General features: G+C 64.1%; 14 protein-coding genes. 4 read left to right on the top strand and 10 right to left on the bottom strand.

Annotated elements, in window-relative coordinates; all coding sequences use genetic code 11:
• Positions 1-7 precede the first annotated feature (7 nt).
• From BBH56_RS09260 to BBH56_RS09215, 10 genes are all read right to left on the bottom strand, one after another.
• A complete protein-coding gene (locus tag BBH56_RS09260) occupies positions 8-1,030 on the bottom strand; it encodes a glycosyltransferase family 9 protein (protein WP_148122649.1) in 1,023 nt (340 codons plus the stop codon).
• Entirely contained in the window at positions 1,030-1,980 is a 951-nt protein-coding gene (locus BBH56_RS09255) for a glycosyltransferase (protein WP_148122648.1), read from the bottom strand. The genes BBH56_RS09260 and BBH56_RS09255 overlap by 1 nt, the downstream gene beginning before the upstream one ends.
• Before the next feature lie 39 nt (positions 1,981-2,019).
• Complete coding sequence (gene rfaD / locus BBH56_RS09250) at positions 2,020-2,967, bottom strand: ADP-glyceromanno-heptose 6-epimerase (protein ID WP_148122647.1); 948 nt, start codon at positions 2,965-2,967, stop codon at positions 2,020-2,022.
• Positions 2,968-2,974: 7 nt separating this feature from the next.
• A complete protein-coding gene (locus tag BBH56_RS09245; protein ID WP_148122646.1) occupies positions 2,975-4,069 on the bottom strand; it encodes a glycosyltransferase in 1,095 nt (364 codons plus the stop codon).
• A gap of 9 nt (positions 4,070-4,078) precedes the next feature.
• Entirely contained in the window at positions 4,079-4,978 is a 900-nt protein-coding gene (locus tag BBH56_RS09240) for a lysophospholipid acyltransferase family protein (RefSeq protein WP_235012739.1), read from the bottom strand.
• Positions 4,979-4,998: 20 nt separating this feature from the next.
• Complete coding sequence (locus BBH56_RS09235; protein ID WP_144346947.1) at positions 4,999-5,253, bottom strand: zinc-finger domain-containing protein; 255 nt, start codon at positions 5,251-5,253, stop codon at positions 4,999-5,001.
• A gap of 33 nt (positions 5,254-5,286) precedes the next feature.
• On the bottom strand, positions 5,287-6,210 hold the full coding sequence (locus BBH56_RS09230; RefSeq protein ID WP_148122645.1) for a branched-chain amino acid transaminase: 924 nt from the start codon (positions 6,208-6,210) through the stop codon (positions 5,287-5,289).
• Positions 6,210-9,128, bottom strand: coding sequence for a bifunctional [glutamate--ammonia ligase]-adenylyl-L-tyrosine phosphorylase/[glutamate--ammonia-ligase] adenylyltransferase (gene glnE / locus BBH56_RS09225; RefSeq protein WP_148122644.1), 2,919 nt, complete (start codon positions 9,126-9,128; stop codon positions 6,210-6,212). Before glnE ends, BBH56_RS09230 begins: the two co-directional genes overlap by 1 nt.
• A 93-nt stretch (positions 9,129-9,221) precedes the next feature.
• Positions 9,222-10,871 carry a chaperonin GroEL gene (gene groL, locus BBH56_RS09220; RefSeq protein WP_144346945.1) on the bottom strand — a complete coding sequence of 550 codons (1,650 nt, stop codon included), beginning with the start codon at positions 10,869-10,871 and terminating at the stop codon, positions 9,222-9,224.
• A gap of 55 nt (positions 10,872-10,926) precedes the next feature.
• Complete coding sequence (locus BBH56_RS09215) at positions 10,927-11,217, bottom strand: co-chaperone GroES (RefSeq protein ID WP_110882295.1); 291 nt, start codon at positions 11,215-11,217, stop codon at positions 10,927-10,929.
• A gap of 174 nt (positions 11,218-11,391) precedes the next feature.
• On the opposite strand from BBH56_RS09215, the gene dsbD reads away from it, so the two are divergent.
• From dsbD to accB, 4 genes are all read left to right on the top strand, one after another.
• On the top strand, positions 11,392-13,326 hold the full coding sequence (dsbD, locus tag BBH56_RS09210) for a protein-disulfide reductase DsbD (protein WP_148122643.1): 1,935 nt from the start codon (positions 11,392-11,394) through the stop codon (positions 13,324-13,326).
• On the top strand, positions 13,323-13,856 hold the full coding sequence (locus BBH56_RS09205) for a TlpA family protein disulfide reductase (protein WP_144346943.1): 534 nt from the start codon (positions 13,323-13,325) through the stop codon (positions 13,854-13,856). The genes dsbD and BBH56_RS09205 overlap by 4 nt, the downstream gene beginning before the upstream one ends.
• A 94-nt stretch (positions 13,857-13,950) precedes the next feature.
• Complete coding sequence (gene aroQ / locus BBH56_RS09200) at positions 13,951-14,394, top strand: type II 3-dehydroquinate dehydratase (RefSeq protein WP_148122642.1); 444 nt, start codon at positions 13,951-13,953, stop codon at positions 14,392-14,394.
• A 6-nt stretch (positions 14,395-14,400) separates the two neighbouring features.
• A complete protein-coding gene (accB, locus tag BBH56_RS09195; protein ID WP_148122641.1) occupies positions 14,401-14,844 on the top strand; it encodes an acetyl-CoA carboxylase biotin carboxyl carrier protein in 444 nt (147 codons plus the stop codon).
• Positions 14,845-14,853 lie beyond the last annotated feature (9 nt).

The following is a 14,853-nucleotide window of genomic DNA, read 5'->3' as shown; positions in this document are numbered from 1 at the left end:
CGATGAATCAGTCACGACGCCCCTCCAGAAAGCACTGGCTGATTGCCGAGGCGGCGGCATCGAGGTCAATGGCGGTCATCTCCGACTCGCCAGCCGTGTCCAGGGGACTGAACGCCAGACGATGCCGCGGCTGGTTCGTCGTCTGCCAACGCAGCGCGGTGGAAGAACGCCGGCGGGGATAAAAGGCCGCCGTCGGGACGTCGATGGCGCCGGCAATATGCAGCGGCCCCGTCGAGCCGCTCAAAAAGAGATCAGCCGTCGCCAACACCCTGGCGAATTCGATCAACCCATCGCTCGAGACATGGACAGCCGCCGAATGACCGCGGATCTGGTCGCGGACTGCCCTCGCCTGCGACTCCTCCCCCGGGCCCGCTGTGACAATCACGAACACTGGGCGAGTGCTTTTCAGGCGGTTCACAAGCCGCGCGAAACCATCCGCCGGCAGAGTGCTGGCCGAGCCGCCACTGCCGGGATGGACGATCACCCGCAGGGCCTCCTCGGGAATGCCGTAGGCGTGGCCGAGACGACTGGAGATTTCCGCCAGCACCGACGGCGAAAAGCTCAGATACGGCCCAACCGGCGCATCAGGAACCGACAGCCCATGATCGTCGAGAAAACGCAGAATCAGATCGACGTTATAGGCGTGCTCGGGCTTGATCGACTGGGACCGACGCTGCACCAGGCGATTGTTGAACAACACCTGCGCCAGCTTCGTCGCCGGCGCCAGGCGATACGGCACGCCTGCCCGCCGCACCGCCAGAGCGATACGCCAGGTACTGAACAGCACGATCGCCGCGTCAAACCGCCCTTTCCGCACGACATCCGCCAGCTCGGACACGGGCTGCCCACGATCCACCAACACTTCATCCACAACGGGACAGGCACGAGCCATCGGCGCCGCACCTTCGCCCACCAGCACCGTGATATGCGCCGCCGGCAACGCCCGCCGCAGCAGATCAAGCGCCGGCCAGGTCAGCATGAAATCACCGAGCTTATCGGTGCGCGTGACAAGAATGCGGCTGGGCCCCATTACCACCGCTCCCCCGCAATCGCCCGGCGATAACACGCCATCACACCGTCCGCGGTCCGCCTGATGGAGAAATGGGCTTCGACATGGCGCCGGCAGGCCGCCCGGTCAATTTCATTAATGCGGGAAACGGCCTCGCACATGCCCTCGAAGTCCTTAACGACAAACCCGGTAACACCATGTTCAACGATCTCCGAGACCGCACCGCGATCGAAGGCAATAACCGGCGTTCCGCAGGCCATGGCCTCGATGAGCACAAGACCGAACGGTTCCTCCCATCTTATGGGGAATAAAAGCGCCGAGGCATTACCCAACGCCGTCAGTTTCTGCTCGCCCCCCAACACACCAAGCGCCTTGACCCGCCGCTGAAAAGGCAACCAGCTCTGGGGAATATTGAGCTTGCGGCCACCAATGAGCTTCAGCGTCCGTCCCGTCCGTCGGGCAACAGCCACGGCCGTATCCGCGCCCTTTTTCGAACGCCGTACCTTGCCGAGAAACACGAGGGAGTCAGGCGGATGCTCGAAAAAGGGGACTGAGTCGACATCGATCCCGTTATGGACATACACGCTGCCACCGTGAAGTGCTGCATGGCGTCGAGAGACATAAATCGCATTGACATCCCGTGGAGGCGCATCATGATTGGCACCGTGGACATGCGACACGCTTGGTATACCCAACTCACGGCCTAATCTGGACTGGATGCTTCCCGATAGCGCGTGAAAGTGAACAACATCCGGATTCTGTTTCGACAGAGTCTCGAACAGAGTCCGCGTTAAATCGGTTCCCACGTTAAGGTACACAACCTCAGAGCCTGCGCCCTCTGCGCTACTACCCACGCGTACCTCGTGGCCGAGGCGTTTTTGCTCGGTGGCCAGACCGAGCAGCAATTGGGGCGCACCACCCTCATCCGCCGCTGGTGGATAGACACGGTCCGTAACGTGGAGTATGCGCATCTTGCCGTGCCCTATGCCCCGACTACCGGGCGGTGGAATTCATCGATGGCCATCGTCCAGCCAGGCCATATAATCCTTCACCCCAGTGCGAACGTCCCTGAATTCACCGCAATACCCGGCCTCACGCAGCTTCGAGATATCGGCTTGGGTATAGCTTTGATACCGCCCTTCGAGGTGAGCGGGGAAGGGAATGTATTCGACCTCGCCCTCTCCAAAGTACTCCGTAACCCCCTGGGCCACATGATTGAACGGCTCCGATCGCCCCGTCCCGCAATTGAACACGCCACTCACCGAGGGGTTATCCAATAGCCACAGGTTCACCGCGACGGCATCGTCCACGTGGACGAAGTCCCGACGCTGCTCACCGTCGCCGTACCCGTCACAGCCTTCGAACAGTTTGACGCGCCCGGTGTCACGCAGCTGCTGGCGGTGGTGGTAGGCGACACTGGCCATGCCGCCCTTATGCTGTTCGCGGGGTCCGTACACGTTGAAATACCGCAGACCCGCGACCTGGCTCTCGGCCTCGGGCATGAGCTTGGCGACGTACTGGTCAAACAGCGCCTTCGAATAACCGTAGACGTTGAGCGGCCGCTCGCGGCCAATCTGTTCCCTGAAGTCGGTGTCGCCGCCATAAACCGCAGCGGACGAGGCATAGATGAACGGCACGTTATAGAGCAGACACAGGTTAAGCGCCTGTTTTGAGTACTCGAAGTTGTTTTCCATCATGTAACGGCCGTCCCACTCGGTGGTGTCGGAACAGGCACCTAGATGAAACACGGCGTCCACGCGGTGATCGCCACTCTCCGCAAGCCAATCCAGAAACTCATCCTGATCCAGATAGTCCGCGATGCCCGCGTCCCGGATGTTGAGAAACTTCCGCCCATCTGTCAGATCATCAACGACGACGATGTCCTCACGACCCCTCGCGTTGAGCCCATGGACAAGGTTGCTGCCGATAAATCCAGCGCCACCGGTTACAATAAGCAAGAAAACCTCACAAATTCTGTTGGTAAAGAGCTCGATGAATACGGGTTAACTCTTCTTTTTCTGAGAAAACCCTTTTCGCCACCTCGCGATTCTCCAGAGGAGGCCTTATAACGTTTTCCCAGATCTCCAATACCCGGCCAGCCACACCATCGACATTGCCCGTTTCAACCATCTTATAATCAAAACCGAGAGCCCTATACTCAGGCAAACTAGTGTTATTGTAACAGATGCAATGCATTCCAGTGCTAAGAGCCTCTGCGAAAGAGTTACCAAAGCCTTCACTATGAGATGGATATAAAAAAACGTGATGATGCCTCAGACACCGGTACGGCGCTTCTATTTGTCCTTTAAACGACACATACCGATCCAGGCCTTTCAACTTTACCTCCTCCTCAAGCGCAGAGAGGTCGCGACCAGCGCCATAAAACGTCAGATCAGCATTGACGCCCGATTTTCTAAGTCTATTCAAAACCTCTAAAGCGTCGAACTGGCCTTTTACTCGTTCGATTCTAGCAATCTGCGCAAGGCTTAAACCGCTACCCTTGTCAATTTCCCTTGGCAAGGAGAGATCTTTCAGTTTTTCTTCCTGACTCACATAGCTCACAAATATGGGACGCTCGCCAACCGGAAATATCCCAGCGACGTTGGCCCTAATAGACTCACTGATTGCCATGTGATGCGTCACTTTAGACCACAACATTTTATGAACCAGATCACGCTTTTTGTTACTCTTCGGTGTGCCATGACGCACCACAAAGCGTTCAATGTTCTTATTCATACAGAACCGCAGAGTCCTCATTTCCGAGGAGCCAGCATATATGACTAAGCGAGTCCGATGTTCAGAAAATGCCTTCCTTATTTCACGTATTCCGCGAATAGAAAAATGCTGGCGCATATCAATAGCAACATGATCGAGCGAGAGTTGTTGCGCAACTTTCTCCAGCCAGCTTCCTCGCCGGACGATGAACAGGCAGTCTTCGCTCTGTTTCGAGAACGTGCTCGCTAATGAGTATGAACTGATTTCCATACCACCATGATTGGGAGACAGGCATACAATAGCCGTTGGCGGGAATGATCTACCGTTGGGGCTCAAATCAGTCATCGATCACCCTCACTCATACGGATTCGCCCAGCCCGCCGGCCGCCGCGAAAACCGCCGATACGTCCACTGATACTGCGCGGGCCGCGCTTCCACCACCCGCTCGATCTCCCGATTCAACGCCGTCGCCGCCACTTCCGGGTCAGGATCCCCCACCGGCTCCGTCACCCGCCGCCAGTGCAGCCGATAGCCGCGTCCCCGCTCAAGGCGCTCCGCCCAGCCAATCACCACCGGCGCATTCGTGCGCTCGGCGAGCTTGCCGAACAATGTCATGGTCTTGGCCGGGCGGCCAAAAAACGGCGCGAACACCCCTTCGCCCGGTGGCGACTGGTCCGGCAGTACGCCCACCGCTTCCCCCGCTTTCAGGGCCTTGAACAATGCCCGGATACCCGAGGGACGGGCCGGCCAGAACACCGCGCCACTGCGCGAGCGGCCTCGGTTGAGCAGGGCCTCGAGTTCTTTCCAGCGCGGCGGACGGTACAGCGCGTTCAGGCGCACGCGCTGGGCAAGCCACATCTGCAGCACCTCCCAGGCGCCATGGTGGGGAGCGATCACGAGCAGTCCCCGCCCCTCGGCAAGGGCTTCGTCAACGACCTCGGCACCCTCCACCGACTCGATCAGCCCCAGCACCCGGGGGACGGGCCATTGCCATGCGGCGGCCAGCTCCACGAGTCCCCGCGCGTTCTCGCGCAGCGCCGAGCGCGCCAGCTGCCGGCGCGCGTCTTGGGACCAGTCCGGGAAACATAGATCGGCGTTGACCCGCGCGACATGCCATTCTTCGCGGCCGAGGCGCTCGGTCAGCCAGGCCGCGGCGTTGCCGAGGCGGTGCAGGGCGGGCAGGGATAGATGGGACAGGGCGCGCAGGGCGGCATCCACCACCCTGGCCCGACCCCGCAAGCGGGCGTTCGTCACGGGGGACGGGGGCGAGTCAGTCACTCCCGGCGATGATGCTCGGCCAATGCCGGGTCATCCGGGTCGAAGTCGCGGATGAAGTATTCCGCACCGCAGTAGTGACACTTGGCATGGCCGGTCTTGTGGATCGGCAGGTACACCCGCGGGTGGCTGTTCCACAGGTACATGCCGGGCATCGGGCAGGACAGCGGGAGGTCGTCCACCGTTACCTCGTAGCGGTTTTCGCTATTCGGCTCGATGAGGTCATTGCGGTCATGGGTCTGTGGATCGGGCACCTCAGCCTCCTCGGTTCAGTTCCGCGCCGGTGTTCAGACGACGCGGGTCAGCCAGTCGTTGTGCGCCTCAGAGCGTCCCTCGACGGCGGCGAAAAAGCGGCTCTGGACGTCGGTGGTGATCGGCCCGCGCCGGCCTTCGCCAATGATGCGGTTGTCGAGCTCGCGGATCGGCGTCACTTCGGCAGCGGTGCCGGTGAAAAACGCTTCGTCGCAGACATAGACCTCGTCGCGGGTGATGCGACGCTCGCGTACTTCATAGCCCGCTTCCCTGGCGATGGTCATGATCGCATCGCGGGTGACGCCGGCCAACGCCGAGTGCAGCTCGGGGGTGTGGATCACGCCGTCGCGCACCATGAACAGGTTCTCGCCCGAGCCTTCGGCGACGAACCCTTCGGGGTCGAGCAGCATGGCCTCGTCGTAGCCGCAGGCGACGGCTTCCTGCAGGGCCATCATGGAGTTGATGTACTGACCATTGGCCTTGGCCCGGCACATGGCGATGTTGACGTGATGGCGGGTGAACGAGGAGGTGCGCACGCGGATGCCGCGCTCCATGTTTTCCTCACCCATGTAAGAGCCCCAGCTCCAGGCCGCCACGATCAGATGGGTCTGCAGGTTATCGGCCCGCAGCCCCATGCTCTCGGCCCCCAGAAAGGCCATGGGCCGGATATAGCCACTCTCGAGCCCGTTCTCGCGCACGGCACTGACGCAGGCCTGGCGGACGGTCTCGGGATCCCAGGGCAGGGTCATGCCAAGGATCTTCGCCGAGTCGAACAGCCGGCGGATATGCTCCGGCAGCCGGAAAATCGCCGGGCCCTGCTGGGTGTTGTAGGCGCGGATGCCTTCGAATACGCCCATGCCGTAGTGCAGCGTATGCGTGAGGACATGCACCTGGGCGTCACGCCAGGGCACCATCTCGCCGTCCATCCAGATCCAGCCGTCCTGTTCGGCCATGCTCATCAGCCGCTCTCCTCAGCGTTTGTCCCTGATCCCGATTCCATCAGTGCATTCCACACGCCGACCACCGCCGTGCGCGATTCTTCCACCGTCTCCGCGGCAACGCGCGCCGATTGCTCCTGAAGGGTCAATCGATGCACAAGGCCACGATAGTGACGGTAGGCGTCGGCCAGAATGCGGGCCTGTTCGGTAGTCAATTCGCCCGCCCGTTCAAGCTCGTCGAGCAGGCGGATATTATCGGTATAGCGCAACACGCCGGCGTATTGCTGTACCCCGGCCAATGTGCCGTATTGAACCATGAATTCAATATCCGCGATACCGCCGCGATCCTGCTTGATATCAAACGCATCGCGGCGTCCCGAGCCCAGTTCGCGGCGCATTCGCTCGCGCATGCGGCGGACCTCCTCACGCAGTTCGTCCCGGCGACGCGGGCGGGTGAGTACCTCGCGGCGCAGCTGACTGAAGCGCTGACGCAGGGATTCGCCACCGGCCACCATGCGCGCCCGCACCAGGGCCTGATGCTCCCAGGTCCAGGCGCGTCCGCGCTGGTATTCGACGAAGGCGTCAAAGCTGGTGGTCAGCAGCCCCGACTGGCCGCTGGGGCGCAGACGGGTGTCGACCTCGTAGAGGATGCCGCCGGGTGTGAGCGTATTGAGGATGTGGATGAAGCGCTGGGCCAGGCGCGAGAAGAACACCGCCGGCTCCACCGGTTTGTCGCCAGTGGTCGCCGACCCCGCGGGCACGGGATCATGCAGGAACACGACATCCAGATCCGAGCCGTACCCCAGCTCCAGCGAACCCAGCTTGCCGTAGGCGATGACCCCGAAATCGGCGACTTCGCCGTCCTCGCGCAGGGGCTCGCCATAGCGCTGGCTCACCTGCCGCCAGGCCAGATGCAGCACGCGCTTGAGGATCACCTCGGCGATGTCGGTGAGGTAGTCGCTCACCAGCATCACGGGGATGGCGCCGGCAAGGTCGGCGGCCGCCACCCGCAGCACCTGTGTCTGCTTGAACTGCCGCAGGATCTCCATCTGCTGCTCGAGATCATCCAAATCGGCGCTCGCCATGCGGTTATCCGCCTCGGCCGCCAGGGCATCCCGGCTCAGCGGGGCGTACAGGCTGCGCGGGTCGAGCAGCTCGTCCAGCAGCATGGGATGGGCGGACAGATACCGGGCGATCCACGGGCTGCTGCCCACCAGCCGCACCAGCTGCGAGATCGCCATGGGATGCTCATTGAGCAGCGCCAGATAGGCGGTGCGCCGGACGATGCCATCGAGCAGGGTCAACAGGCGGTTGAGCGAGGCGTCGGGCGAGTCGGTGCCCTGGATCGCCGCCAGCAACATGGGCATCAGCCGGTCGAGGCGTTTCCGCCCCTGCTCGGACAGGGCGCGGACGCGGGCGCCGTCACGGAAACGCTCGAGCAGGGTCAATGCACTGGCGGGATCGCTGTATCCGGCCGCCGCCAGGATCTCGCGCGCGACGTCGGCATCCACCGCGTCATGCCAGATATCGGCAAAATCGGGGGCTTCGGTGACTTCTGCTTCGTCCTCCTGCTGCGGCGCCACGAAGACCTGATCGAAATGGCCCTGAACCCGCTGTCGCCAGCCATCGAGCTCGCGCCGCAGTCCGCTCCAGTCAGCCGCGCCCATGGCCAGCACCAGCCGCGCGCGGTCGACGTCATCGGTGGGCAGATCGTGTGCCTGGCGGTCATGCAGGGCCTGGATGCGGTTTTCGATGCGCCGCAGGTAGCGATAGGCATCGGTCAGATCCTGCTGGGCATGCTCGGGGATGAGCGCCTGCTCGCACAGATAGGCCAGCACGGGTTGCAGGCTGCGCTGGCGCAGCGAGGGCTCCTGCCCACCCCGGATCAGCTGGAACGCCTGGGCGATGAATTCCACCTCGCGGATGCCGCCGCGGCCGAGTTTGACGTTGTCCGACAGCCGCCGGCGCCGGACCTCACGGGTGATCATGGCTTTCATCGAGCGCAGCGACTCGAGCGCGCCATAGTCCAGATAACGCCGGTAGACGAATGGCGAGAGCATCTCGAGAAGTGCCTGTCCCGATGTTTGATCCCCCGCGACGACCCGCGCCTTGATCAACGCGTAGCGCTCCCATTCCCGCCCCTGCTCGAGGAAGTAGAGCTCCATGGCCGGCACGCTCATCGCCAGCGGGCCGCTGTCGCCGTAGGGGCGCAGGCGCATGTCCACGCGAAAGCACTGGCCATCCGGCGTCTGCTGATCCAGGGCGGCAATCAGCGAGCGGCCGAGGCGCAGGAAGAACTGCTCGTTGGCCCGCGGGTTGGCGGCATCGGTAAAGCCCGGCTCGGGAAAGGCGAAGATCAGATCGATATCGGATGAGAAATTGAGCTCGCGCCCGCCCAGTTTGCCCATGCCCAGCACGATCATCTGCTGGGCATTGCCGGCGCTGTCCCGGGGCGTGCCGATCTGCGCGCACAGCCGCGGGTAGAGCCACGCCAGCGCTTCGTCGATGATGACGTCGGCCAGCTCAGAGAGGTCCGCGAGCACTTCGTCCAGCTCACAGCGCCCGGCCAGATCGCGCCAGGCGATGCGCAGCATTTCGCGTTCGCGAAAGCGTCGCAGCGCTTGATGGAAAGCGGCCTCATCATCCACCACCGCCAGCCGTGCCTGCAGGCGGTCCCGGAACCCACCGGGCGGATAGGCCTGTTGCAGATCGCCGCTGTCGCACAGGTCGACCAGCACGCCGATGTCACGCACACAGACCCGGGCGGCAAAGTCGCTCATCGCCCAGATGCGCGGCAGTTCGGCAAGGATGCGATCGTCGGCGGGAAGGACGGCCTCCGCCGGGAGCCTTTCCAGCGCCGTGGAAACCGGCGCGACCAGCGGCTCGGGCAGGGTGTCCAGCGCGGCACTCAGCGCGGTTGGCAGCGTATCGGTATGCATGGGCTTACTTTAACCCACAAAAAAGCCCCGCCGAAGCGGGGCTTTGCTGGCAATCCGGCCCGCGGAGCAGGCCGGTGGGCCGTCGGGGGCTGATTACATCATGCCGCCCATTCCGCCCATGCCACCCATGCCGTCCATGCCGGCGCCACCGCCGTCATCCTTTTCCTCAGGATGGTCGGCGATCATGGCCTCGGTGGTGATCATGAGGCCGGACACCGAAGCGGCGTTCTGCAGCGCCGTGCGGGTGACCTTGGTCGGGTCGAGGATGCCCATCTCGACCATGTCACCGTAGACCTCGGTCTGGGCGTTGTAGCCGTAGTTGCCCTCACCGGACTGCACGTTGTTCACGACCACCGAGGAGTCCTCGCCGCAGTTGTAAACAATCTGGCGCAGCGGCTCCTGCAGGGCGCGACGGACGATGCCCACGCCCACGTCCTGGTCGTGGTTGTCGCCGGTCAGGCCCTCGAGGCCCTTGAGCACGCGCAGAAGCGCCACACCACCGCCGGGCACGATGCCCTCTTCGACGGCCGCACGGGTCGCGTGCAGGGCGTCTTCGACGCGGGCCTTCTTCTCTTTCATCTCGATCTCGGAACCGGCACCGACCTTGATCACGGCGACGCCGCCGGCGAGCTTGGCGACCCGCTCCTGCAGCTTCTCGCGATCGTAGTCGCTGGTGGAGTCCTCGATCTGCGCGCGGATCTGGTCGACGCGGGACTTGATCTCGTCGGCACGGCCGCCGCCGTTGACCACGGTGGTCTCTTCCTTGGAGACGTTGATCTTCTTGGCGGTGCCCAGGTCTTCCAGGGTGGCCTTCTCGAGGGTCAGGCCGACCTCTTCCGAGATCACCGTACCGCCGGTGAGGACCGCGATGTCCTGGAGCATGGCCTTGCGCCGGTCACCGAAGCCCGGGGCCTTGACCGCAGCGACCTTGACGATGCCGCGCATGCTGTTGACCACCAGCGTGGCCAGCGCTTCGCCCTCGATGTCCTCGGCGATGATCAGCAGCGGACGGCTCGACTTGGCCACACTCTCGAGCAGCGGCAGCAGATCACGGATGTTCGAGATCTTCTTGTCGCAGATGAGGATGTAGGGATCCTCGAGCTCGGCGGCCATGCTCTGCTGGTTGTTGATGAAGTAGGGGCTGAGATAACCGCGGTCGAACTGCATGCCTTCGACGACATCCAGCTCGTTGTCGAGGCCGCTGCCCTCTTCAACGGTGATGACGCCTTCCTTGCCGACCTTCTTCATGGCGTCGGCAATGATCTCGCCGACTTCCTGATCGGAGTTGGCCGAGATGGCGCCGACCTGGGCGATGGCGGTGTCGGTCTCGCAGGGCTTCGACAAGTTATGAAGCTCCTTGACCGCCGCCTCGACGCCCTTGTCGATGCCGCGCTTGAGGTCCATCGGGTTCATGCCCGCGGCGACGGCCTTCATGCCCTCGCGGACGATGCCCTGGGCCAGCACGGTGGCGGTGGTGGTGCCGTCACCGGCGGCATCGGAGGTCTGCGAGGAGACTTCCTTGACCATCTGGGCACCCATGTTCTCGAACTTGTCCTGAAGCTCGATCTCCTTGGCGACGGACACACCGTCCTTGGTCACCGTCGGGGCGCCGAAGGACTTGTCCAGCACCACGTTGCGGCCGCGCGGCCCCAGGGTTGCCTTGACCGCGCTGGCCAGCGTGTTCACACCCGCGACCATGCGATGGCGGGCATCATCACCAAAACGTACGTCTTTAGCTGCCATTCTTCTGTTTCCTCTTGATTCTGTTACTGACGGATCCGGCGTCGGTGAGGGGCGTTCAGCCCTCGATCACCGCCATGACGTCGTCCTCGCGCATGACGAGCACGTCTTCCTCACCGACCTTGACCTCGGTCCCGGAGAACTTGCCGAACAGCACCTTGTCGCCGACCTTGATGTCGAGCGGGCGGACATCGCCATTGTCGAGGCGCTTGCCGCTGCCGACGGCGACCACTTCGCCGCGGATCGGCTTTTCAGCGGCGGTATCGGGAATGACGATCCCCCCGGGGGTTGTGCGCTCTTCTTCCAGACGTTTGACGACCACGCGATCGTGTAGCGGGCGAAGATTCATTGATTGATCTCCCTGCGGTTGGTTGTTGTTGAACCGGGACTGCCTTGTTAGCACTCCCAATCGTTGAGTGCTAATGATAGTGACGAAACTCGGCTCGTCAAGATCCATTGGAGATTTGGAGGCAGCGGTGCTAAGATTCAAGGCATACCGCCGATCGGCTCGCACAGGATCTGCATGAGTAATACCCGGACCCGACAACTCGCCCTGGCCATGGGCCTGTGGCTGCTCGCGGCTATGACGCCCGCCACGGCCCAGTCGAGCCTTGGCGATCTGTTTGGTGATGGCGGATCATCCGGGTCGACCCTGCCGGTGCAGGAGGCGTTCGCGATCGATGTGCAGGCCGACGGGGACGGCCCGGCATCGATCCGCATCGACATCGCCGATGGCTATTACCTGTACCGCGACAGCGTCAGCGCGACGCACCTCGGCGCCGATGGCGACGGCGGCGCCGCCAGGGACAACGGCGAGTCCCTGGCCCTGGCCTTTCCCGACGGACCGATCCACGAGGACGAGTTCTTCGGCCGTCAGCCGATCTACCGCCAGCCCGTAGAGATCCCGCTGACCGGTGACGCGCCGGTCAGTGCTGGCACATCCATCGCGATCACCTTCCAGGGCTGTTCCGACGCCGGCGTCTGCTATCCGCCCTATCGCGCAACCGGTCAGGTCGGCGATGCGGCGCTGGACTACACCATCAATCCTCAGGCCGTGCGTCTGGAAGCCGGGTCATCGAGCACCGCATCGGGCGAGACACCCACGGCCAGCTCCCGCGAGGCGCCGGCCGGTGCCGGCGGCGGCGAGGCGGGCCGACTCGAGGGGCTGCTCAACACCGCCAGCCTGCCCGCCATCCTTGCCGGCTTTTTCGCCGCCGGGCTGCTGCTCGCCTTTACCGCCTGCCTGTACCCGATGATCCCGATCCTCTCGGGACTGATCGCCGGCGACCCCCATCGCAGCGGCAGCCTGCGCGCGCTGACACTGTCCCTGGTGTATGTCGAGTCCACCGCGATCACCTACGCCCTGGCGGGAATGGCCGCCGGCATGACCGGCGCCGCGGTCCAGGCCGACCTGCAGTCGCCCTGGGTGCTGGGCAGCTTTGCCGCCGTGTTTGTCGTGCTGGCGCTGGGCATGTTCGGGGCCTTCGAGCTGCGCCTGCCCACGGCCCTGCAGACCCGCCTGACGGCACTGTCCAATCGCCAGCGTGGCGGCACCGTTCTGGGCGTCGCGCTCATGGGCGTGCTCTCGACCCTGATCGTCGGCGCCTGCTCGGGCCCGGCGCTGATCGCGGCGCTGGTGTTCATCGGCAGCACCGGCGACGCCTGGCTGGGTGGGCTGGCCCTGTTCACCCTGGCCAACGGCATGGGACTGCCGCTGCTGCTGATCGGCACGGCGGCCGGCCGCTGGCTGCCCAGGAGCGGGCCGTGGATGAACGTCGTCCGCGCGATCTTTGGGGTGGGCTTTCTGGCCGTGGCGCTGTGGACACTCGAGCGCTTCCTGCCCGGCACCGTCACCCTGGCGCTGTGGGGGCTGCTGCTGATTGGCTGCGGTGTCTGGCTGGGCGGACTCGAGCGCAGCGATGGCACCGCGGGCAACCGCCAGCGTGCGGCCCGCACGCTGGGACTGGCGGCATTGATCTGGGGGACGGTCAGCCTGATCGGTGCCGCCTCGGGCGGCGACAATGTCATGCGTCCACTGGCGGGCCTTGCCCTGTCCGGCGGCGCCAGCGAACAGTCGCAGGCCATGACGTTCCGCGACATCGACAGCGTCGATGATCTGGAATCGGCGCTGGCGGAGGCGCGCGCCGCCGACCGACCGGTCATGATCGACATCTACGCCGACTGGTGCGTCTACTGCGTCCAGCTCGAGGAGCGCACATTCACCGACCCCGCGGTCCAGGACGCGGTGGCCGACGCCGTGCGGCTGCGCGCCGATGTCACCGACATGGCGCCGCGCCATCGCCGGCTGATGGACCGCCTGGATGTCTATCTGCCGCCGGCGATCATCTTCTACGGCCCCGAGGGCAATGAACGCCGCGACGCACGGGTGGTGGGCTTTCTGCGCCCGCAACCGTTCATCGAGCGGGCGCGCAGCGGTCTTGCCGGGCTGAGCGGATGAGCGCCGGCGTGCGCACGGCATTGACGGTGCTGATGGCGGCACTGATCGGCGCCGGCGGCGGTATTCTGGCGGTGCTGTGGCTACAGGGCTCGGGCGAGTCCGAGACCACCCGCCCGGCCTTCAGCCTGGAAATGCTCGACGACGGACCGCGTAGCATCGAGGAATGGGACGGCGAGGTGATCGTCCTCAACTTCTGGGCGACCTGGTGCGCGCCCTGCCGCGAGGAAATCCCCCTGTTCTCGCGCCTCGACCAGGCCTTCTCGGCCCGGGGCGTGCAGTTTCTGGGCGTGGCCATCGACGACCCCGAAGCCATCCGCGGGTTTCTTGCCAACGTCGAAATGGGCTATCCCAGCTTCTACGGCATGGAGTCGGCGATCGACGTGGCGGCCGACTACGGCAACCCGCGCGGCACGCTGCCCTACACCGTGGTCATCGATCGTGACGGCACCATCGTCGAGCGCTTCAGCGGCCAGATTCACGAGCCGGATCTGCGCCCGGTCCTGAACGATCTCACGGACACACAGGGGTGATCTGCGCCGATCCCGACGCCATCGGCGCCGACGATGGACAAAAAACGGCGGCTGGGCGAAAATTGCGGTATATGGTCAATGGTGAGTCTCGGTCATGACGCGGTTACTGGTGCTCCACGGCCCCAACCTGAACATGCTGGGGGTGCGTGAACCGGGGCTTTATGGCTCATCCAGCCTCGAGGCCATCAACACCCGGCTGGAGGCCGTCGCCCACGCCGCGGGGGCCACCGTCGAGTGCCGCCAGAGCAATGCCGAGCATGACCTTGTCGACGCGATCCAACAGGCCCCAGCCCACGGCGTCGACGGCATCATCATCAACCCGGCCGCCTTCACGCATACCAGCGTGGCGCTGCGCGATGCGCTGCTGGCGGTGGGACTGCCTTTCATCGAGGTGCACCTGTCCAACATCCACGCCCGTGAGGCGTTCCGCCAGCACTCGTATCTGTCGGACATCGCCACCGGCGTGATCGCCGGGCTGGGCCCCATGGGTTATGAGCTCGCCCTCACCGCCCTGCTTGAAACCATCGAACGGAACTGACCCACCATGGACATTCGCAAGATTAAACGCCTGATCGAGCTGCTGGACGAGTCCGGCGTCAACGAGATCGAGATCCACGAGGGCGAGGAAAGCGTGCGCATCAACCGTGGTGTCACCCAGGTGGCGGCGCCGGCGGCCGCGGCCCCACCGCCCGCGCCGGCGGCACCCACCGCGCCGGAACCGGCCGCGGCCGAACCCGCCGCCCCCGAACCCAGCGGGCATGCCGTGCGCTCGCCGATGGTGGGCACCTTCTACCGGGCCTCCTCCCCCGACGCCAGTGCGTTTGTCGAGGAAGGCCAGGCGGTGGGCGCCGGCGACACGCTCTGCATCATCGAGGCCATGAAGATGCTCAATCAGATCGAATCCGACCGCGCCGGCGTTGTCCGGAGCATTCTGGTCGAGAATGGGCAGCCGGTGGAGTTTGACCAGCCGCTGTTCATCATCGAGTAGGGGCGCGGC

This window comes from Spiribacter roseus, assembly GCF_002813635.1.
GTDB classification, from domain to species: domain Bacteria; phylum Pseudomonadota; class Gammaproteobacteria; order Nitrococcales; family Nitrococcaceae; genus Spiribacter; species Spiribacter roseus.
The sequence above is the reverse complement of the archived record's forward strand: the minus strand, read 5'-3'. Positions and strand labels throughout refer to the sequence as shown.

Excerpts from the sequence above, each read along its gene's own strand:
- BBH56_RS09255 (WP_148122648.1), bottom strand. The coding sequence starts at position 1,980 with ATGCGCATACTCCACGTTACGGACCGTGTCTATCCACCAGCGGCGGAT.
- BBH56_RS09260 (WP_148122649.1), bottom strand. The coding sequence starts at position 1,030 with ATGGGGCCCAGCCGCATTCTTGTCACGCGCACCGATAAGCTCGGTGAT.
- aroQ (WP_148122642.1), top strand. The coding sequence starts at position 13,951 with ATGACGCGGTTACTGGTGCTCCACGGCCCCAACCTGAACATGCTGGGG.
- BBH56_RS09205 (WP_144346943.1), top strand. The coding sequence starts at position 13,323 with ATGAGCGCCGGCGTGCGCACGGCATTGACGGTGCTGATGGCGGCACTG.
- BBH56_RS09230 (WP_148122645.1), bottom strand. The coding sequence starts at position 6,210 with ATGAGCATGGCCGAACAGGACGGCTGGATCTGGATGGACGGCGAGATG.
- groL (WP_144346945.1), bottom strand. The coding sequence starts at position 10,871 with ATGGCAGCTAAAGACGTACGTTTTGGTGATGATGCCCGCCATCGCATG.
- BBH56_RS09245 (WP_148122646.1), bottom strand. The coding sequence starts at position 4,069 with ATGACTGATTTGAGCCCCAACGGTAGATCATTCCCGCCAACGGCTATT.
- accB (WP_148122641.1), top strand. The coding sequence starts at position 14,401 with ATGGACATTCGCAAGATTAAACGCCTGATCGAGCTGCTGGACGAGTCC.
- BBH56_RS09215 (WP_110882295.1), bottom strand. The coding sequence starts at position 11,217 with ATGAATCTTCGCCCGCTACACGATCGCGTGGTCGTCAAACGTCTGGAA.
- dsbD (WP_148122643.1), top strand. The coding sequence starts at position 11,392 with ATGAGTAATACCCGGACCCGACAACTCGCCCTGGCCATGGGCCTGTGG.
- glnE (WP_148122644.1), bottom strand. The coding sequence starts at position 9,128 with ATGCATACCGATACGCTGCCAACCGCGCTGAGTGCCGCGCTGGACACC.